The following is an 18648-nucleotide window of genomic DNA, read 5'->3' on the forward strand; positions in this document are numbered from 1 at the left end:
GGGTAGGCAATACCGTCACGTACCACCGAAGGCAGACATCATGGTCACTCACGTTCCCTCAGAGGCTCCCGGCGACGAGCGCGGCGCGCTTCTGGCCTTCGTCGAGGCGCAGCGCGGCGCGATCCGGCGCTCCGTGCTGGGGCTCAGCGAGGAGCAGGCGGCGAGTCACCCCAGCGCCAGTGAGCTCTCCCTCTCCGGGCTGCTCAAGCACGTGGCCGAGACGGAGCTGAACTGGCTGCGGATGGCTCAGCAGCTGCCGAACGAGAAGCAGCGCACCGCGGAGACCTGGGCCGACAGCTTCCGGCTCGTCGGTGACGAGACGATTCCGCAGATGATCGAGCTCTGGTCGAAGATCGCTGCGGAGACCGAGACGTTCATTCATGGGGTCGACAGCATGAACGACACCTTTCCGCTCCCCGAGGCGCCCTGGTACCCGAAGGCCGAGCGCTGCTCGATGCGCTGGCTGCTGGTCCATCTCGTCGAGGAGATCGCCCGGCACGCGGGGCACGCCGACATCATCCGCGAGTCGCTGGACGGCACGACCGCCCTCCAGTTGGTCGCCGCAGAAGCGGGCTACCCTAGTCAAAGTTGAATACAAAGGGTGGGTGGTATGTCCGCGATCCGGCTCCTGGTCCTCGGTGCCGTACGTCAGCACGGCCGCGCGCACGGCTATCAGGTCCGCAACGACCTCGAGTACTGGGGCGCGCACGAGTGGTCCAGCGCCAAGCCGGGCTCGATCTACCACGCGCTGAAGCAGATGGCGAAGCAGGGCCTGCTCCTCGCGCACGAGACCGCCCCTTCGACGGTCGGCGGCCCGCCCCGTACCGAGTACGAGATCACCGAGCAGGGCGCCGAGGAGTTCCTCACCCTGCTGCGCGCGGCGCTCACGTCGTACGACCAGGGCATGGATGTGCTCTCGGCGGGCATCGGCTTCATCGTCGACCTCGAGCGGTCCGAGGCGGTGGCTCTGCTCCATGAGCGCATCGCTGCCATCGAGGGCTGGCGGGCCTCGGTCACGGAGCACTACACACCGGCGGACGGTCCCGAATCGCTCGGGCACATCGGCGAGATCATGCATTTGTGGGTCCACTCGGCGGACGCGGGTGCCGAGTGGACCCGCGGTCTGATCGAGCGGATCGAGCGGGGGGCGTACACCTTCGCGGGTGAGGGTGAACCCTTCGTCGGGGTGCTGTCCGAGGGGCAGGAGAACCCCTACGCGACAGGGATCCCCGATCCCGGGGACGCCAGCTAATCAAGTTTGACGAATGCTGCCGGATGGCTTACCTTGGCGTCACTAGTCAAGTTTGACTACGTGATCCGGAGGGGCGGGTGGGATCGTGAACGACGCGATCGTCGTCGAGGGACTGCACAAGCGGTACGGGGAGAAGCGCGCCCTGGGCGGGCTGGACCTCACCGTCCGCAGCGGCGCGGTGCACGGAGTGCTCGGCCCCAACGGGGCGGGCAAGACCACCGCCGTACGCATCCTGTCGACCCTGCTGAGGCCCGACGAGGGCCGGGTCGAGGTGGCGGGATTCGACGTACGGGACAAGGCCGCCGAGGTCCGGCGGAGGATCGGGCTGCTCGGGCAGAACGCGGCCGTCGACGAGGAGCTCGGCGGACGGCAGAACCTGGAGATGTTCGGCCGGCTGTACCACCTGGGCGCACGCTGGGCGGGCGTGCGGGCCGACGAGCTCCTGGAGCGGTTCGGGCTCGCGGACACCGGGCGCAAGGCGGTCAAGCAGTACAGCGGAGGCATGCGCCGCCGCCTCGACCTGGCCGCGTCCCTGATCACGGATCCGGAGGTGCTCTTCCTGGACGAGCCCACGACCGGACTCGACCCGCGCGGCCGGACCGAGGTGTGGAGCGCCGTGCGCTCCCTGGCGTCGAGCGGCACGACCGTGCTGCTGACCACGCAGTATCTGCAGGAGGCGGACCAGCTGGCCGACCGGATCTCGGTGATCGACGGGGGCCGGGCCATCGCGGAGGGGACGGCCGATCAGCTCAAGGCGATGGTCGGCGGTGACCGCATCGATGTGGTCGTCCGCGACGTGGCCCGGCTCGGTGCCGCGGCGGAGCTCCTGGGGGAGGGCGTGAGCGTGGACGCGGACCGGCGGCTGCTCAGTGCTCCGGCTCCGGACCGGATGGCGGCCCTGACCCGGACGGTACGAGCACTGGAGGAGGCGGGCATCGAGGCGGAGGACATCGCGGTGCGCCGCCCCACGCTGGACGAGGTGTTCCTGTCCCTCACCCGGACGGACGAAGCGGTGCACATGGCGACGGATGCGGCGGTGGCGGTATGAGTACGGCAGCGGCAGGAGCGGGCGGCGTCGGCTGGGCGCTGACCGATTCCTGGACGATGACCCGGCGCGAACTGGCGCACTGGGCGCGGCAGCCGGTGCAGATGGTCGTCGGCCTGGTCTTCCCGGTGATGCTGCTCCTGATGTTCAACTACCTGGTCGGCGGCGGCCAGGGCGTCAACGGGGACAACACCGAGTTCCTGGTGCCCGGCATGCTCGCGCTCACCATGGCCTTCGGCCTGGAGGGAACGATGCTCGCCGTCACCCAGGACCTCAACAAGGGGGTCATCGACCGGTTCCGCTCCATGCCGATGGTCTCCGGCACGGTCCTGGTCGGACGGAGCGTCGCGGACATGATCCAGTCGGTGGCCGCGCTCGCCGTGATGATCGGCGTGGGATACGCGATCGGCTGGCGCTGGCACGACGGGCCGGCCGCCGCACTGGGAGCGGTGGGGCTGCTGCTTCTGCTGCGGTTCGCGATGCTGTGGATCGGCATCCACCTGGCGATGGTGGCGGGCAAGCCGGAGATGGTGCAGGCGGTCCAGATCCTGGTCTGGCCGGTCGGCTTCCTCTCCAACGTCTTCGCGTCGCCGGATTCGATGCCGGGCCGGCTGGGCGCGGTCGTCGAATGGAACCCGATGTCGGCCACGGCGACGGCCGTACGCGACCTGTTCGGCAACCCGGGCGGGGCCGGGGGATCCTGGGCCGCCGAACACGCCGAACTGCTCGCGATGGCCTGGCCGGTGGCGCTGACCGCGGTGTTCTTCCCGCTGGCAGTACGGAAGTTCGCCCGACTCAGCCGCTGACCGGGGCTGCCCCTCAGTGATGGAAGGCTGTCTGCGGCCCGTGCTTGCGGCTCAACGGGCCCGACTGCTGGCGCAGTTCGGGCAGGAGTCTGCGCATGTCCTCCAGCAGCAGTTCCGCGAGGTCCGAGGAGAATCCGTTGCGGCAGACCACCCGCAGCACCGACAGGTCCTGACGGTTGGCGGGGAAGGTGTACGCGGGCACCAGCCAGCCGTGCTCACGCAGCCGCCTCGACACGTCGAAGACGTCGTACGCGTCCACGTCGGGCTCCGTCGTCACGGTGAACACCGGCAGTTCGTCGCCCCGGGTGAGGAGCCGGAAGCCGTCCAGCGCCTCGAACTCCTTGGCCAGCCCGCGTGCCACATCCCTGGACGCCTGCTGAACCGCCCGGTAGCCCTCCCGGCCCAGCCGCAGGAACGTGTAGTACTGCGCCACCACCTGCGCGCCGGGCCGGGAGAAGTTCAGCGCGAAGGTCGGCATGTCGCCGCCCAGATAGTTGACCCGGAAAACCAGCTCCTCGGGCAGCTCGGCCGGCGAGCGCCACAGAGCCCAGCCCACACCCGGGTAGACCAGGCCGAATTTGTGCCCGGAGGTGTTGATCGAGGAGACCCGGGGCAGCCGGAAGTCCCACACCAGGTCCTCGTCGAGGAAGGGGGCCACCATCGCGCCGGACGCCCCGTCCACATGGACGGGGATGTCGAGCCCGGTGCGCTCCTGGAGCTCGTCCAGCGCGGTACAGAGCTCCGCGATCGGCTCGTACGAACCGTCGAAGGTGGAGCCGAGGATGCCGACCACGCCGATGGTGTTCTCGTCGCAGAGGTCGGCTGCCGCCTGCGGGTCCAGATGGAAGCGCTCGCCGTCCATGGGGACCTGGCGGGGCTCGACCTCCCAGAACGTACAGAATTTGTCCCAGCAGACCTGCACATTGACGCCCATCACCAGATTGGGCCGGGCGGTCGCCGGGTAGCGGTCGGTGTTCCGTGCCGTCCAGCGCCGCTTGAGCGCCAGCCCCGCCAGCATGCAGGCCTCGCTGGAACCGGTGGTCGAACAGCCCACGGCGGTCGCCGGGTCCGGGGCGTTCCAGAGATCCGCGAGCATCGCCACACAGCGCCGCTCCAGTTCGGCGGTGCGGGGGTACTCGTCCTTGTCGATCATGTTCTTGTCCCGGCACTCGCCCATCAGCACAGAGGCCTGGGGCTCCATCCAGGTGGTGACGAACGTCGCGAGGTTCAGCCGGGAGTTGCCGTCGAGCATCAGCTCGTCATGGACGAGCCGGTAGGCGGTCGAAGGCGGCAGCGGACCGTCCGGCAGGTGGTGCCTGGGCGGCGCGGTGGCCATCGGCGCGGTCGGGTCGGCCTCCCCGAAGAACGGGTTGAGGGCGAGCCTGCGGTGCTCGTCGGACGGAGCCTTGCCGTGGGAACCCTTGTGGAGCGGCATCTGTGGACTCTCCTTCAGTTCTCGGCCGCGAGTCCGGTCTTGATGGCCCGGGTGAATTTCACGACGCGTTCGGCCTGGACCCTGGCGGCGGTCAGGGTCTGCTCACCGACCGGGATGTCGCCCTGCCCCGCCACGTGCGAGGTGCCGTACGGATTCCCGTCGACGAATTTCGACGGGTCCGTGTAGCCGGGGGCGACGAGGATGCCGCCGAAATGGTGGACCGTGTTGTAGAGCGCGAGCAGTGTGGACTCCTGGCCGCCGTGTGCCGTGCTGGTGGAGGTGAAGCCGCTGTAGACCTTGTCGGCGAGCTGTCCCGCCTGCCAGAGGCCGCCCAGGGTGTCGAGGAACTGCTTGAGCTGGGCGGTGACGTTGCCGTACCGGGTGGGCGTACCGAGGATCACCGCGTCCGCCCAGATCATGTCGTCCGGCGAGACCTCGGGGATGCCGGCCGTCGCCTTCGCGTTCGCGGCCCACGCCGGGTTGGAGTCGATGGCGGCCTGCGGGGCGAGCTCGGCGGCTCTGCGCAGCCGTACCTGGGCGCCGGCGTTCTCGGCGTCCTTCGCGATGGCCTCGGCGACAGCGGCGACGGTGCCGGTCGAGGAGTAGTAGATGACGGCGACGTTGACCGACGTGGGCATGCGGCAAACCTCCGGGAAGTGGTCCGGGCGAACGGTGCGGGATCGGTCCGGGCGAACGGTGCGGGCTCGTGCGGGGCCGGCCGGTCAGGTGTTGCTGATCACGGCCGCGGTTCCGTAGGCGCAGACCTCCGTGCCCACGTCGGCCGCCTCGCTCACGTCGAACCGCATCATCAGCACCGCGTTGGCCCCGCGCGCCTTGGCCTGCTCGACGAGCCGCTCCATCGCCTGGTTGCGGGTCTCGACCAGGGTCTTGGTCAGCCCCTTCAGCTCGCCGCCGATCATCGACTTCAGCCCGGCGCCGATCTGGCTGCCGAGGTGGCGGGAGCGGACGGTGAGGCCGAAGACCTCGCCGATGACGTGCGTCACCTGGTAGCCGGGTACGTCGTTCGTGGTGACGACGAGCACGTCCGCCCGGGCCGTCTGTCCGCCGCCGTAGTCCTCAATGCCCATGGGGTGGCACCTCCTGAGGACAGCTTTGCCCCGGTTCGTACCGCGCGCATCCCTGCTTACGCCACTGGAACCCAGCGGCACTCCGCAGCGTTGATAGCTTTGAGCGGCCACGCAGCCGCCATCGATCGATCCTGGAGCCCGGACCCTTGAATACGCTTGCGCTCGGCCCGAGCTGGCTGGACCCGGATTACCTGCTCAACACCTTCGGGCTTCCCGGCCTCCTGCTCATCGTCTTCGCCGAGTCCGGGCTGCTGATCGGCTTCTTCCTGCCGGGCGACTCCCTGCTGTTCACCACGGGTCTGCTGGTGACCACCGGAGATCTGACGTACCCGCTCTGGCTGGTCTGCACCCTGGTCGCGCTGGCGGCGATCGTCGGTGACCAGGTCGGCTATCTCTTCGGCCGCAAGGTGGGCCCGGCCCTCTTCAGGCGCCCGGACTCCCGTCTCTTCAAGCAGGAGAACGTGGAGAAGGCGCACGAGTTCTTCGAGAAGTACGGACCGAAGTCGCTGGTGCTGGCCCGCTTCGTCCCCATCGTCCGGACCTTCACGCCGATCATCGCCGGTGTGAGCCGGATGAACTACCGCTCGTTCATCACGTTCAACATCATCGGCGGCATCCTCTGGGGCGTCGGCGTGACGGTGCTCGGCGCCGCTCTCGGCAAGATCGACTTCGTGCATGAGCACATCGAGCTGATCCTCATCCTGATCGTGCTGATCTCGGTGGTGCCGATCGCGATCGAGTTCCTGCGCGCCCGCAGCAGGTCGAAGAAGGAGGCTGCGGCGGAGCGCCACGAGGACCGTGGCCCCTCGGACGGCGGCCCGGGCAACGGCCCGTTCAACGGCGGGCCGGGTGCGGGTCCGTACAACGGCGGCCCGGGTGCGGGTCCGTACAACGGCCCGGGCAGCGGCCCGTACAACGGTGGTCCTGGCGCGGGCCCGTACGACAACGGCCCGGGCAATGGTCCGGGCAACGGCCAGGGCGGCGCTTCCGGCCAGCGCGGGCGGCACGCCAGGCGCTGACCGCGCACCCGAGCCATGCATACGGCGCCCCGGTCCCGGTTCGGGACAGGGCGCCGTTCGCGTATCAGAAGCCGCGTGTCCGCTTGGCCGCCCGGCGGGTCGGGCCCTCGACCGCTCCCGGTACCCGCATGAACAGCCGGGAGATCTCGCCCCCGAGATTCACCCCGATGGCGATCGCCAGCGCCGTCGCCACCGCGGTGGAGAGCGAGGCGAGCCCGGTGTCCAGCTCGTTCTGGGCCACACCCAGCAGACCGAAGTACGTTGCGGAGCCCGGCAGCAGTGGGCCGATCGCCGCCGTGATGAACGGCAGCGACGAGGTGTACCGGTAGCGGGAGAACAGCTGGCCGAACAGTCCCACCAGACCGGCCGCCACCGCTGTCGCCGCCACCGGCGAGATGCCGCCGGTGCGAGCCATCGCCCCGTAGATGATCCAGGCCACGCCGCCGTTGAGGGTCACGGCGAGCACCGTCGAGCGTTCCTGCTGGAGCAGGATGGCGAAGGCCAGGCTGAGGGCCATCGAGGCCAGGATCTGCAGCACCGGCCGGTCGTTGGGCACGAATTTTGCTTCCGGGTTCAACTCGGCACCGAGCTGGACACCCAGATAGAGCATCAGCAGCACACCGGCGACGATGCCGATGAAGAAGTACATGACTTCGAGCAGCCGGGCACCCGCGGTGATGTAGTAGCCGGTCAGGCCGTCCTGCACACCCGCCACCAGGGCCCGCCCGGGCAGCAGCGCGAACAGCCCACCGGTGATCACCGCGGACGGGCGGACATCGGTCGAATGGGTGAGGGTCAGCGCGATGCCCATCGCGGCGGGGGGCATGGCCGCAGCCATGAACTGGTAGAACTCGGGCAGCCCGCGGCCGGCGCAGAGCCAGGCCAGCCGGTCCCCGAGCATCGCGCCGGCCGCCGCCACGATGAAGACCAGCACACCACCGCCGACCAGCACCGATGCAGAACCGGCGAGCAGGCCGGCCGCGGCTGTCAGTACCCAGCCCGAGTACGGGTGCCGGTTACGGCGGATCTCCGCGAGGCGCCGGTAGGCCTCCTCCAGCGAGACCTCGACGTGTTCCGTGGTCGTGATGTCGTCGATCAGCTGGAAGACGGCGGCCAGCCGCGTGTAGTCGGTACCCCGGCGGCGTACGGTACGGCTCGCCGTCACGGGGTCCTCGACCAGCGAGGGCTGGTGCGAGATGGACAGCAGGGTGAAGGTGACCGTCGGCTCGCACCGGTCCAGACCGTACGAGCGCGTGACCGCGAACATGGCCGCCTCGACGTCCTCGGCACCCTCGCCACCCGCGAGCAGCAGCTCCCCGATACGCAGCGTCAGGTCGAGCACACGGGGCACCGCGGGGCCGGAATCGTCGGTCCTCTGCACGCTCTCGGGCGCCGGACGCTCGGTCACGGGCATCCGCAGCATCGTGCGCATCCGGTCCTGCCAAGGGGCTTCCTTGGTCAGCCGGACCATCGGAATGCCGTGCGCCGGAGTGAAGGCGGGCACCTGATGCTGCGCGTTGTACCCGCTCGGCGGGACGAAAGCGGAACTCAGGGTTTCGGCGGCCGCACCGCCCCCCGGGCCGGAAGCGGAACCCTGGCCCGATCCCGAGGGCGCCGACGGATCGGTGTGCAGACCGGCCGGAAGGGCGAATTCCGAGGTGGGGTGGTCGTCCTCGGGCGGAGCCGGCGGCTGCCCCACCCCGGCAGGCGGGGCAAAGGCGCTGTGCGCCTCGTCGGACTGGGGCTTCTGGTCCTCGGGACCGCCCGTTTCCGCCACCACTCGACCTCGTTCCTCCTCGGCTGCGCGTCCTCGGCTGCGCTTCTGCCCAGTATGGGCACGGACATGGGCCGCTACGCGAAAGGGCGGCACACCGGTGAAAGGTGCGCCGCCCATTCCTCGTACGGTCAGCGGGGCCGATCGGCCCGATGCGCCGTGATCCGCACAGCTCCGCCCGAAAGCGGAACCGGAGGGATCACGTCAGTGCGCGCCGCCCTGCGCCTCGAGGCGCTTGTAGGAGGCCTCGATCTCGGCCTCGGCCTCGGTGCGGCCGACCCAGTCGGCGCCCTCGACGGACTTGCCGGGCTCCAGGTCCTTGTAGACCTCGAAGAAGTGCTGGATCTCCAGGCGGTCGAACTCCGACACGTGGTGGATGTCGCGCAGGTGCTCCACCCGGGGGTCGGACGCCGGGACGCACAGCAGCTTGTCGTCGCCGCCGGCCTCGTCGGTCATCCGGAACATGCCGATGGCGCGGCACTTGATGAGGCAGCCGGGGAAGGTCGGCTCGTCCAGGATGACCAGCGCGTCCAGCGGGTCGCCGTCCTCGCCGAGGGTGTTCTCTACGAAGCCGTAGTCGGCCGGGTAGCTGGTCGAGGTGAAGAGTCGACGGTCCAGGCGGATCCGACCGGTCTCGTGGTCCACCTCGTACTTGTTCCGCGAACCCTTCGGGATCTCGATGGTGACGTCGAACTCCACGGGTGGCTCCTCCATGATCAACACATACGACTGGTGGTTAAGTGTCCCTCACGCAGACGAGTGCTCGCGAAAGGGGCTGGTCAACGGTGGCCGAGCCGGTGGAAAGACCGTCGAACGAACCGTTGAACAGGTGGGGCAAGTGGAAAGACTCGAAGTACGTGAAGCGAGGGAACGGGTCGAACGACTGGCGGTTTGTCGTAGGCTCCGCGGTGCTCGGCCTGGTGGTCGCCGCCGGAGCCGTCCTGGCCGCCGGTCCCTGGGACTCCGGTCAGCGTAAGGCCGAGCAGGACCGGGCGGTTGCCCGGGAGCGCGCAGGTGGCGCACATCACGGGCGGTCCACGCCTGCCTCGCCGGAGCCCGCACCCAGCGCACGTGCCGTACTCACCTCCCTGGGTGACACCGCCGCCCTGACGGCCCCGGCGGGCGCGAGCGGCCTGAAGGCCGCCCTCGCGCCGCTGTTGGACGTGCCCGCGCTCGGCACCGTGCGCACCGCGGTCGTCGTCGACACGGCCACAGGCGAACAGCTGTACGCACGTGGCGCGGGCACCCCCATGACCCCCGCCTCCACCGTGAAGATCGCCTCCACCGTGGCCGCGCTCTCCGCTCTCGGTCCGGGCCACCGCATCGCGACGACGGTCCGGCTGTCCGCCGACTCCCGCACCCTCACCCTTGTCGGCGGCGGCGACCCCACCCTCGACAAGGCCGCGCTGCGCGGCCTGGCCGCCGACACCGCGCACGCCCTGCGCGACGGCGGCACCACGACGGTCGAGCTGGAGTACGACACGTCCCGCTACTCGGGCCCTGCTCTGCACCCCATCGGCCCCAACGAGAACATCGCGCCCGTCAGCGCGCTCATGGTCGACGAGGGCCGGCTCGACAGCAGCGACCGCGGCCCCGCCCCCCGTACCGGCGACCCGGCCGGTGACGCCGCCGGCGCCTTCGCGGACCTGCTCGACGAAGCCGGTGTCGCCACGCGGTCCGCCCCCTCCTCCGGGCGCGCCGCAGCAGGGTCCAGAACCGTGGCCACGCACCTCTCGAAGCCGCTCTCCGCCCTCGTGGAACGGGCGCTGACCAACAGCGACAACGACATCGCCGAAGCCCTCGTCCGCCAGACCGCGCTCAAGACCGGCAAACCGGCCTCCTTCGCCGGAGGGCGGCGGGCCGTCACCGACCGGCTGAAGAAGCTGGGCCTGCCGCTGGCCGGCGCGAATCTCGCCGACGGCAGCGGCCTGGACCGCGGTGACAAGGTGACGGCCGGCCTGCTCGCAGCCCTGGTGGCCCTTGCCGCCGACCCGGATCACCCCGAGCTCAGGCCGGTGCTCACCGGTCTGCCGGTGGCCGGTTTCAGCGGCACGCTCGGCAGCCGCTACCCCGCGAGCTCCCGCGGCACCGGCCTGATCCGGGCCAAGACAGGCACCCTCACCGGGGTGAACGCCCTCGCGGGGACGGCTGTCGACGCGCAGGGCCGGCTGCTCGCCTTCGCTTTTCTGGCTTCGGGCACCACATCCCCGCGCGAGGCGGAAACCTCTCTCGACGCCCTGGCCACCACCCTCACCAAAGGCGCCCGATGAGCGGCTGACACCCCACCACCGTGGGGTCGTCTCACGTACGGTTGACGCATGACGAGCGTCGGTGGTGCCGAGATGGTCGACTGGAATCTCGCGGTCGCGACCGCGACCCGGCTTGTGCGGCCGGGGCCCGAAATCAGCCGCGAGGAGGCCCGCGCCGTCGTCGCGGAACTCCGCCGACATGCCAAGGCGTCGGAGGAGCACGTCCGTTCGTTCACCCGGATGATCCCGGAGGGGCACGAACCCGAGGACACGCCGGTCCTGGTCGTCGACCGGGCGGGCTGGATCAGGGCCAACGTCGCCGGCTTCCGTGAACTGCTGCGTCCCCTGCTGGGGAAGATGCAGGACAGGCGTGGCAACGGCCCCGGCGGTGCCGTGCTCGGCGCGGTCGGCGGGAAGGTGACCGGTGTCGAACTGGGCATGCTGCTGTCCTTCCTGGCCTCCCGGGTACTCGGTCAGTACGAGACCTTCGCGCCCGCCACCCGGGAGCTGCCCGCCTCTGCCAAGGGCGGCGGCAGGCTGCTGCTCGTCGCCCCCAACATCGTCCACGTCGAACGCGAACTCGACGTCGACCCACACGACTTCAGGCTCTGGGTGGCCCTCCACGAGGAGACCCATCGCACCCAGTTCACCGGGGTGCCCTGGCTCCGCGACCATCTGCAGGGCGAAATCCAGTCGTTCCTCGACGAGACCGACGTCGACCCGATGACCGTTCTGGAACGCCTCCGTGAGGCCGCCCAGTCCTTCTCGGGGAGCAGCCGGCCCGAGGGCGAACAGGGGGAGGACGGCGACGACGGCGGCCGCAGCCTCGTCGAGATCGTCCAGACGCCCGCCCAGCGCGAGATCCTCGGCCGCCTCACCGCAGTGATGTCCCTGCTCGAAGGGCATGCGGACTTCGTGATGGACGGGGTGGGACCCGAGGTGGTGGGTTCCGTCGCGGAGATCCGGGAGAAGTTCCAGCAGCGCAGGGCGCGCGGTGCGAGCCGTCTGGACCTGGCGCTGCGCAAACTCCTGGGCCTCGACGCCAAGCTGCGGCAGTACCGCGACGGCGAGAAATTCGTCCGGGCCGTGGTCGACGAGGTCGGTATGGACGGTTTCAATCGTGTCTGGACCTCGCCCAACACCCTCCCCACCAAGGCGGAGATCGCCAAACCGGCGGACTGGGTCGCGCGGGTGCACCGTAAGGCAGATTCGTGATCATGGCCCGCCCGATGGCACGAGATTTCCCTTCCAATCACCCATCCGAGGGACCATAGGGGCATGGGAAGGCGTGCAATGCTCGATGGACAGCTTGGCTCTGTCACCATCGACGCACTCTGAGTAACGGGATCTCTGCGTCCCGGCACTCGGAGGCACCCTCCCAGAACCTCACCGAAGGGCACCGGACATGGGTCCCCATCCTGCGGTCGCGGCGATACGCCTGGCGGTCCGCCGCGTACTCCACGACGTCGTCACCGAATACAACCTCCACACCGAACGGACCGGTCGGGCCGAGTTCGCCGAAGCCGGAGCGGGCCCGCGGCGGGCCGGGCTTCCGGAACGGCCCGATACCCCGCTGGTGCTCGTCGCATGCTCCGGAGGCGCCGATTCGATGGCGCTCGCCTCCGCCCTCGCCTTCGAGTCGCGCAAACTCCCCGTCAGGGCCGGCGGCATCACCGTCGACCACAACCTCCAGCCGGGCTCCGGGCTCCGCGCCGGCGAGGTCGTCACCCGCCTCGCCGAGATGCACCTCGACCCGGTCGAGGCCGTCGCCGTGCACGTAGGCCGCGACGGCGGGCCCGAGGCAGCCGCCCGCGAAGCCCGCTATACCGCGCTGGACGCCGCCGCAGAGCGCCACGGCGCCGCCGCCGTCCTCCTCGGCCACACCCGCGACGACCAGGCCGAGACCGTCCTGCTCGGCCTCGCCCGCGGATCCGGCATCCGTTCGCTCTCCGGGATGGCCGCCGCGTCGGGCCCCGCGGGCCGCTACCGCCGCCCCTTCCTCCAACTCGACCGGCAGACCGCCCGCAAGGCCTGCCTGGTCCAGTCGATCCCCGTCTGGGACGACCCCCACAACATCGACCCCGCCTACACCCGCTCCCGGCTGCGCCACGAGGGCCTGCCCGCCCTGGAGAAGGCGCTGGGCAAGGGCGTCGTGGAAGCCCTCGCCCGTACGGCGCAGCTCTCCCGCGACGATGCCGACGCCCTCGACACCTGGGCGGCCGAGGCCGACCGCTCGGTGCGCGACGACGACGGCCGGCTGGAGTGCGCCAAGCTCTCCGTCCTGCCGCCCGCGGTACGCCGCCGGGTACTGCGCCGCGCCGTGATCGACGCCGGATCCCCGGCCGGTTCGCTCTTCGCCCGCCACATCGAGGAAGTCGACCGCCTCATCACCGGCTGGCGCGGCCAGGGGGCCATCAACCTGCCCGGCCGCGTTGAAGCGCTGCGGCAGGGTGGCAGACTGGTGATTCGGCAGAGCTGAAGCGCAAGCGGCTGAAGTGCAGGCGAAACGGCCGGTCCGGCCCGGGGAACAGTCCGGGTCCGGAAGGCAAAGAAAGAGACGCGGGTGAACGAGAAGGACATGGGCACCGACCTTCAGTCGGTGCTCCTCACCAAGGAAGAGATCGACGCGAAGCTCGTCGAGCTGGCCGCGAAGATCGACGCGGAGTACGCGGGCAAGGACCTGCTCATCGTCGGCGTGCTCAAGGGCGCGGTGATGGTCATGGCGGACCTGGCGCGCGCGCTGTCCACCCCCGTCACCATGGACTGGATGGCCGTCTCCTCGTACGGAGCGGGCACCCAGTCCTCGGGCGTCGTCCGGATCCTCAAGGACCTCGACACCGACATCAAGGGCAAGCACGTCCTGATCGTCGAGGACATCATCGACTCCGGCCTGACGCTGTCCTGGCTGCTGACCAACCTCGGCTCGCGCGAACCGGCGAGCCTGGAGGTCTGCACCCTGCTGCGCAAGCCGGACGCCGCGAAGGTCGCGATCGACGTGAAGTGGGTCGGCTTCGACATCCCCAACGAGTTCGTCATCGGCTACGGGCTGGACTACGCGGAGAAGTACCGCAACCTTCCCTTCGTCGGCACGCTCGCCCCGCACGTCTACGGCGGCTGAGTTCCGGCCCGTCCGGATCTGGCGTGACGGAGCCGGCGCAGGGCCCCGGCCGAACCCGGCCGAACTCTGGGGAACCCTCACCGCCCACCCGCCGTTGGAGCCTTCGAAGGCGGGTTTGCCGGACATCCCCCGCGGTCGCGGGTGACAATGCTGGGGTACCGTCCGAAGAACAGTCTTTTCTCACAGCAGCATTTACCTACGGGCAGGAGGGACGGGGCGTCTTCGCTCCGTATGGATGGACGTGAAGCGATACTTCCGTGGGCCGGTCATGTGGATCGTGCTGGCCGTCCTCGCCGTGGTCGTGTTGATGCAGGTCGTCGGCTCGTCCGGCGGCTACAAGACGGTGGACACCGGCAAGGTGATCCAGGCGATCAGCAAGGACCAGGTGGAGCAGGCCAAGCTGACCACCGGTGACGAACAGATTCTCAAGATCGAGCTGAAGGACGGCCAGAAGCTCAAGGGTGAGTCCGGCAGCAAGTTCCAGGCGAGCTATATCGGCAACCAGGGCGTCGAGCTGGCCAACACGCTGCAGCAGAAGTTCGAGAGCGGTGACATCGAGAAGGGTTACACCGTCTCGCCGTCGAAGCAGTCCCCGTTCGTCTCGATCCTTCTCTCGCTGTTGCCCTTCGTCCTGATCGTCGTCGTCTTCCTGTTTCTGATGAACCAGATGCAGGGCGGCGGTTCCAAGGTCATGCAGTTCGGCAAGTCCAAGGCCAAGCTCATCACCAAGGACACGCCGAAGACGACCTTCGCCGATGTGGCTGGGTCGGACGAGGCCGTCGAGGAACTGTACGAGATCAAGGAATTCCTCCAGGAGCCGGCGAAGTTCCAGGCCGTCGGCGCCAAGATCCCCAAGGGCGTCCTGCTGTACGGGCCGCCCGGTACGGGCAAGACGCTGCTCGCTCGCGCAGTCGCGGGCGAGGCGGGTGTGCCGTTCTACTCGATCTCGGGTTCCGACTTCGTCGAGATGTTCGTCGGTGTCGGTGCCTCCCGGGTACGTGACCTCTTCGAGCAGGCCAAGGCGAACGCTCCGGCGATCGTCTTCGTCGACGAGATCGACGCTGTCGGCCGGCACCGCGGTGCCGGTATGGGCGGCGGGCACGACGAGCGCGAGCAGACGCTCAACCAGCTGCTCGTCGAGATGGACGGCTTCGACGTGAAGGGCGGCGTCATCCTGATCGCCGCCACCAACCGGCCGGACATCCTGGACCCGGCGCTGCTGCGTCCCGGACGGTTCGACCGGCAGATCGCCGTCGACCGGCCGGACATGCAGGGGCGCCTCGAGATCCTCAAGGTGCACCAGAAGGGCAAGCCGGTAGCCCCCGACGTCGATCTCAACGCGGTCGCCCGTCGTACGCCCGGTTTCACCGGTGCCGACCTGGCGAACGTGCTGAACGAAGCGGCGCTCCTCACGGCGCGCAGCAACAGGAAGCTGATCGACAACGAGATGCTCGACGAGGCCATCGACCGAGTCGTGGCGGGCCCGCAGAAGCGGACCCGGATCATGTCCGAGAAGGAAAAGAAGATCACCGCGTACCACGAGGGCGGACACGCCCTGGTCGCGGCGGCTTCACCCCAGTCGGACCCGGTCCACAAGATCACGATTCTCTCCCGCGGCCGCGCCCTCGGTTACACGATGGTGCTCCCGGAAGAGGACAGGTACTCCACGACGCGCAACGAGATGCTCGACCAGCTGGCATACATGCTGGGCGGGCGCGCGGCCGAGGAGCTGGTCTTCCACGACCCGACCACCGGCGCTGCGAACGACATCGAGAAGGCCACTGCCACGGCCCGCGCGATGGTCACGCAGTACGGCATGACGGAGCGTCTCGGCGCGATCAAGTTCGGCGGCGACAACACCGAGCCCTTCGTGGGCCGGGAGATGGGCCACCAGCGCGACTACTCGGAAGAGGTCGCGGCGCTCGTCGACGAAGAGGTCAAGAAGCTCATCGAGACCGCGCACAACGACGCGTGGGAGATCCTCGTAGAGAATCGCGACATCCTCGACGCACTGGTTCTTGAGCTTCTCGAGAAGGAGACGCTCGGCAAGGACCAGATCGCCGAGATCTTCGCCCCGATCGTGAAGCGTCCGGCCCGCCCGGCATGGACCGGTTCCGCCCTGCGCACCCCGTCGACGCGTCCGCCGGTCCTCTCCCCCAAGGAGCTGGCACTGACCAACGGCACGAGCACTGCCAATGGTTCGGCCACCCCGGCGGAGATCGCCCCGAAGGACATCACGTCGAAGAACCTCGGCACGTCCACGGAGGCTGTTCCGGAGGAGCGTCCCGAGAGCTAGTACCCCTGTCCGACCCGGTGTGGCCCCTGTCACGGGCGCTCCACCAGGCCCGGAATGGAAGCCGCGTCCCCCAGGTTCTAGCCTGTGGGGGCGCGGCTTTTCCGTATGCCTGCGACATGACTGGACCACGCCTGCGATGTCCGGCGACCACGCGCATGTGAAGCACAGAGGAACGAGGCACAGATGACCGACCCGGTGACGTTGGACGGGCAGGGCTCGATCGGCGTATTCGACGAGAAGCGGGCCGAGTCCGCCGTACGTGAGCTCCTCATCGCGGTCGGGGAGGACCCTGACCGCGAAGGGCTGCGCGAGACACCGGGGCGGGTGGCGCGTGCGTACAAGGAGATATTCGCGGGCCTGTACCAGGAGCCCGAGGACGTGCTGACGACGACGTTCGACCTCGGTCACGACGAGATGGTCCTGGTCAAGGACATCGAGGTGTTCAGCACCTGTGAGCACCACCTGGTGCCCTTCCGCGGCGTTGCCCACGTCGGGTACATCCCGGCGACCAGCGGCAAGATCACGGGGCTGTCCAAGCTGGCCCGGCTGGTCGATGTCTATGCCCGGCGCCCCCAGGTCCAGGAGCGGCTCACCACGCAGATCGCCGATTCCCTGATGGCGATCCTGGAGCCGCGTGGGGTCATCGTGGTCGTCAATTGCGAGCACATGTGCATGTCGATGCGGGGCATCCGCAAGCCCGGCGCCAAGACGATCACTTCGGCGGTCCGCGGCCAGCTGCGGGATCCCGCGACGCGTGCGGAGGCGATGAGCCTCATCATGGCGCGCTGAGCGCCGTCGTCGGCCCGGGCGTCGCGGTGGAAGGCGAGCGCCCGGTGGTCGGGGCCCGGGCCTGAGGGGTGCCCGTCAGGCAGCCGCGGTCTTCTTGTTGTTGTCCCCGTCCTCCGGGAGCTTGCAGACGCGCTCCAGGAAGAAGGCGGCAGCGACGACAGCCACGCCTGCCAGGACCGCGAAGCCCGCGTAGATGGCCTGGTCGCGGCGGGGCGGGACGTCGAGGGATCCGAGCAGGAAGACACCCGTGCCGCCGTACATCCCACAGACCAGGGCCGCCACGAGCGCGCTCGCCTGACCGAAGACGACAGCGCGTGCCGCCATCAGAGGCTCGACACCCTTCGCGCCGGGGCGGCGCTCCCGCTGGGCGCGCAGGCGCGCACGGATCGACAGGGCCGTGGCGAGCAGGACGACAGCGATCACCGCGAGCACGATGGGTGCGGCGAGGGGCACGCTCGGCAAGGTCCCCAGGGCGTCCCAGAGGCGGGCTGCACCCCAGGACAGCACGCCGGCTCCGGCGAAGAGTCCGGCCAGCAGACCGAGCCGTAGTTGCTTCACCGAGAGTGCCGCCCTTCGCCGCCGTTGCCCCTTGTCGGACGCCCGTGCCGGATGTCCGTGTGCAATGAGCCTAACGACTACTCGGGCAGACGGAGTTCCAGGTCGGGCCGGGGAAGCACACTGTCGCGTCCGACGCCGGCCAGCAGATCGGCGACCGGGCCGGAGCCGGGCAGTTGGGCCTCGGGATCCACGTCGTGCCAGGGAGCGAGGACGAACGCCCGCTCGTGGGCGCGGGGGTGGGGGAGGGTGAGCAGAGGGTCGTCGGAGACCACATCGGCGTACGCCACGATGTCGACGTCGATGGTGCGCGGCCCCCAGCGCTCCTCCCGGACCCGGTCGAAGGCCTCCTCGATGGCCTGGCCGCGCTCCAGCAGGGAGGACGGGGGCAGGGTGGTCTTCACGACGATCACCGCGTTGAAGTACGACGGCTGGGAGCCGGGGTCCACGCCCCAGGGCTCCGTCTCGTACACCGGGGAGACCGCCTTGACCCGCAGGCCGGGGGTGTCCTCCAGGGCGTCGATGGCGCCCTGGAGGGTCTCCAGCCGGTTGCCGAGGTTGGAGCCCAGGGAGATCACGGCCCGTTTGGGATTGGAGAGGGTGATGTCCGCTGCGTCGACCTGCTCGACCACGGCGGCGGGAACCGGCTGGACGGTCGGATCGCTCTGCCCTTCGGTGGAAAATGCAGTCACGTTCGGCTCCGGGTGATGGTGATGGTCACGTCATCGAAGGGCACGGTGATCGGGGCGTCCGGCTTGTGGACGACGACCTCGACCTCCTGCACCCCCTCGTGCTTGAGGCACTGCTGCGCGATGCGTTCCGCGAGGGTCTCGATCAGGTCGACCGGCTCACCCTTGACGATGTCGACGACCTCTTCCGCGACCACGCCGTAGTGCACGGTCTTGGTCAGGTCGTCGGCGGCTGCCGCGGGGCGGGTGTCGAGTCCGAGCACCAGGTCCACGATGAAGGTCTGGCCCTCCTCCCGTTCCCTGGGGAAGACGCCGTGGTGTCCACGGGCCTTGAGGCCGCGCAGCGCGACACGATCCACGCGAATCACTCCTGCTGTTGTTGGTCGTAGAGGCACCCGGCAGCGTGCGGGCGGCGGAGTGCTTTCTTTCGAATCTACCTGCGAGCACCGACAGTGCCCGCCCGTAGGGGATGCGGGCCGGGCCGCATGGGGGTTGGTAGCCGCGTATACCCCGTCATCCGGGAGCCCAATCAC

18 protein-coding genes and 1 pseudogene are annotated in these 18648 nt (G+C 69.4%); 11 read left to right on the forward strand and 8 right to left on the reverse strand.

Annotation, left to right across the window (positions count from 1 at the left end):
- The first annotated feature begins 40 nt into the window (after positions 1-40).
- From ACFWBQ_RS10905 to ACFWBQ_RS10920, 4 genes are all read left to right on the forward strand, one after another.
- The gene (locus ACFWBQ_RS10905; RefSeq protein ID WP_385486384.1) at positions 41-592 is read left to right on the forward strand and encodes a DinB family protein; all 552 of its coding nucleotides are present in this window, start codon (positions 41-43) and stop codon (positions 590-592) included.
- Positions 593-610: 18 nt separating this feature from the next.
- The gene (locus ACFWBQ_RS10910; RefSeq protein ID WP_385486386.1) at positions 611-1252 is read left to right on the forward strand and encodes a PadR family transcriptional regulator; all 642 of its coding nucleotides are present in this window, start codon (positions 611-613) and stop codon (positions 1250-1252) included.
- Between the two features lie 85 nt (positions 1253-1337).
- Positions 1338-2300 (forward strand): ATP-binding cassette domain-containing protein, encoded by a 963-nt coding sequence (locus tag ACFWBQ_RS10915; protein WP_385486388.1) that lies wholly within the window; start codon positions 1338-1340, stop codon positions 2298-2300.
- The gene (locus ACFWBQ_RS10920; RefSeq protein ID WP_385486391.1) at positions 2297-3103 is read left to right on the forward strand and encodes an ABC transporter permease; all 807 of its coding nucleotides are present in this window, start codon (positions 2297-2299) and stop codon (positions 3101-3103) included. The genes ACFWBQ_RS10915 and ACFWBQ_RS10920 overlap by 4 nt, the downstream gene beginning before the upstream one ends.
- 13 nt (positions 3104-3116) lie before the next feature.
- On the opposite strand, the gene ACFWBQ_RS10925 is transcribed toward ACFWBQ_RS10920, so the two are convergent.
- The 3 genes from ACFWBQ_RS10925 to ACFWBQ_RS10935 form a co-directional block, all read right to left on the reverse strand.
- Entirely contained in the window at positions 3117-4538 is a 1422-nt protein-coding gene (locus ACFWBQ_RS10925; protein ID WP_385486393.1) for a glutamate decarboxylase, read from the reverse strand.
- A gap of 14 nt (positions 4539-4552) precedes the next feature.
- Positions 4553-5176, reverse strand: coding sequence for an NAD(P)H:quinone oxidoreductase (gene wrbA, locus ACFWBQ_RS10930; RefSeq protein ID WP_385486395.1), 624 nt, complete (start codon positions 5174-5176; stop codon positions 4553-4555).
- A gap of 84 nt (positions 5177-5260) precedes the next feature.
- On the reverse strand, positions 5261-5626 hold the full coding sequence (locus ACFWBQ_RS10935; RefSeq protein ID WP_385486397.1) for a YbjQ family protein: 366 nt from the start codon (positions 5624-5626) through the stop codon (positions 5261-5263).
- A 146-nt stretch (positions 5627-5772) separates the two neighbouring features.
- Between ACFWBQ_RS10935 and ACFWBQ_RS10940 the strand changes: the two are divergent.
- Positions 5773-6477 (forward strand): annotated as a pseudogene (locus ACFWBQ_RS10940) (DedA family protein); the annotation flags it as partial.
- A gap of 232 nt (positions 6478-6709) precedes the next feature.
- Here ACFWBQ_RS10940 and ACFWBQ_RS10945 read toward each other — a convergent pair.
- Both ACFWBQ_RS10945 and ACFWBQ_RS10950 read right to left on the reverse strand, forming a co-directional pair.
- Positions 6710-8425: a threonine/serine exporter ThrE family protein gene (locus tag ACFWBQ_RS10945; protein WP_385486399.1), complete on the reverse strand. Its 1716-nt coding sequence runs from the start codon at positions 8423-8425 to the stop codon at positions 6710-6712.
- Between the two features lie 198 nt (positions 8426-8623).
- Positions 8624-9118: an inorganic diphosphatase gene (locus ACFWBQ_RS10950; RefSeq protein ID WP_018959738.1), complete on the reverse strand. Its 495-nt coding sequence runs from the start codon at positions 9116-9118 to the stop codon at positions 8624-8626.
- A gap of 86 nt (positions 9119-9204) precedes the next feature.
- Here ACFWBQ_RS10950 and dacB point away from each other — a divergent pair, with 86 nt between their 5' ends.
- The 6 genes from dacB (at position 9205) to folE (ending at position 16871) form a co-directional block, all read left to right on the forward strand.
- Positions 9205-10689, forward strand: coding sequence for a D-alanyl-D-alanine carboxypeptidase/D-alanyl-D-alanine-endopeptidase (gene dacB / locus ACFWBQ_RS10955; RefSeq protein WP_385486402.1), 1485 nt, complete (start codon positions 9205-9207; stop codon positions 10687-10689).
- 48 nt (positions 10690-10737) lie between these two features.
- Entirely contained in the window at positions 10738-11883 is a 1146-nt protein-coding gene (locus ACFWBQ_RS10960) for a zinc-dependent metalloprotease (protein ID WP_385486404.1), read from the forward strand.
- A 190-nt stretch (positions 11884-12073) separates the two neighbouring features.
- Complete coding sequence (gene tilS / locus ACFWBQ_RS10965) at positions 12074-13147, forward strand: tRNA lysidine(34) synthetase TilS (protein WP_385486406.1); 1074 nt, start codon at positions 12074-12076, stop codon at positions 13145-13147.
- Between the two features lie 99 nt (positions 13148-13246).
- Positions 13247-13786, forward strand: coding sequence for a hypoxanthine phosphoribosyltransferase (hpt, locus tag ACFWBQ_RS10970; RefSeq protein WP_385486498.1), 540 nt, complete (start codon positions 13247-13249; stop codon positions 13784-13786).
- Between the two features lie 235 nt (positions 13787-14021).
- Positions 14022-16082, forward strand: coding sequence for an ATP-dependent zinc metalloprotease FtsH (ftsH, locus tag ACFWBQ_RS10975; RefSeq protein WP_385486408.1), 2061 nt, complete (start codon positions 14022-14024; stop codon positions 16080-16082).
- A gap of 183 nt (positions 16083-16265) precedes the next feature.
- Positions 16266-16871 carry a GTP cyclohydrolase I FolE gene (folE, locus tag ACFWBQ_RS10980; protein WP_385486410.1) on the forward strand — a complete coding sequence of 202 codons (606 nt, stop codon included), beginning with the start codon at positions 16266-16268 and terminating at the stop codon, positions 16869-16871.
- A 75-nt stretch (positions 16872-16946) separates the two neighbouring features.
- Here the strand turns inward: folE and ACFWBQ_RS10985 are convergent, their stop codons facing one another.
- From ACFWBQ_RS10985 to folB, 3 genes are all read right to left on the reverse strand, one after another.
- On the reverse strand, positions 16947-17429 hold the full coding sequence (locus ACFWBQ_RS10985) for a DUF3180 domain-containing protein (RefSeq protein WP_385486412.1): 483 nt from the start codon (positions 17427-17429) through the stop codon (positions 16947-16949).
- A gap of 77 nt (positions 17430-17506) precedes the next feature.
- Positions 17507-18118, reverse strand: a complete 612-nt coding sequence (gene folK / locus ACFWBQ_RS10990) for a 2-amino-4-hydroxy-6-hydroxymethyldihydropteridine diphosphokinase (protein ID WP_385486414.1) — start codon at positions 18116-18118, stop codon at positions 17507-17509.
- Positions 18115-18474, reverse strand: coding sequence for a dihydroneopterin aldolase (gene folB / locus ACFWBQ_RS10995; protein WP_385486416.1), 360 nt, complete (start codon positions 18472-18474; stop codon positions 18115-18117). The genes folK and folB overlap by 4 nt, the downstream gene beginning before the upstream one ends.
- Positions 18475-18648: the final 174 nt, after the last annotated feature.

The organism is Streptomyces sp. NPDC060035 (assembly GCF_042736635.1).
Classification (GTDB): Bacteria; Actinomycetota; Actinomycetes; order Streptomycetales; family Streptomycetaceae; genus Streptomyces.

Coding starts and splice junctions, on each gene's coding strand:
- ACFWBQ_RS10905 (WP_385486384.1), top strand. CDS start 41: ATGGTCACTCACGTTCCCTCAGAGGCTCCCGGCGACGAGCGCGGCGCG.
- ACFWBQ_RS10910 (WP_385486386.1), top strand. CDS start 611: ATGTCCGCGATCCGGCTCCTGGTCCTCGGTGCCGTACGTCAGCACGGC.
- ACFWBQ_RS10920 (WP_385486391.1), top strand. CDS start 2,297: ATGAGTACGGCAGCGGCAGGAGCGGGCGGCGTCGGCTGGGCGCTGACC.
- ACFWBQ_RS10925 (WP_385486393.1), bottom strand. CDS start 4,538: ATGCCGCTCCACAAGGGTTCCCACGGCAAGGCTCCGTCCGACGAGCAC.
- wrbA (WP_385486395.1), bottom strand. CDS start 5,176: ATGCCCACGTCGGTCAACGTCGCCGTCATCTACTACTCCTCGACCGGC.
- ACFWBQ_RS10935 (WP_385486397.1), bottom strand. CDS start 5,626: ATGGGCATTGAGGACTACGGCGGCGGACAGACGGCCCGGGCGGACGTG.
- ACFWBQ_RS10960 (WP_385486404.1), top strand. CDS start 10,738: ATGACGAGCGTCGGTGGTGCCGAGATGGTCGACTGGAATCTCGCGGTC.
- tilS (WP_385486406.1), top strand. CDS start 12,074: ATGGGTCCCCATCCTGCGGTCGCGGCGATACGCCTGGCGGTCCGCCGC.
- hpt (WP_385486498.1), top strand. CDS start 13,247: ATGGGCACCGACCTTCAGTCGGTGCTCCTCACCAAGGAAGAGATCGAC.
- ftsH (WP_385486408.1), top strand. CDS start 14,022: ATGGACGTGAAGCGATACTTCCGTGGGCCGGTCATGTGGATCGTGCTG.
- folE (WP_385486410.1), top strand. CDS start 16,266: ATGACCGACCCGGTGACGTTGGACGGGCAGGGCTCGATCGGCGTATTC.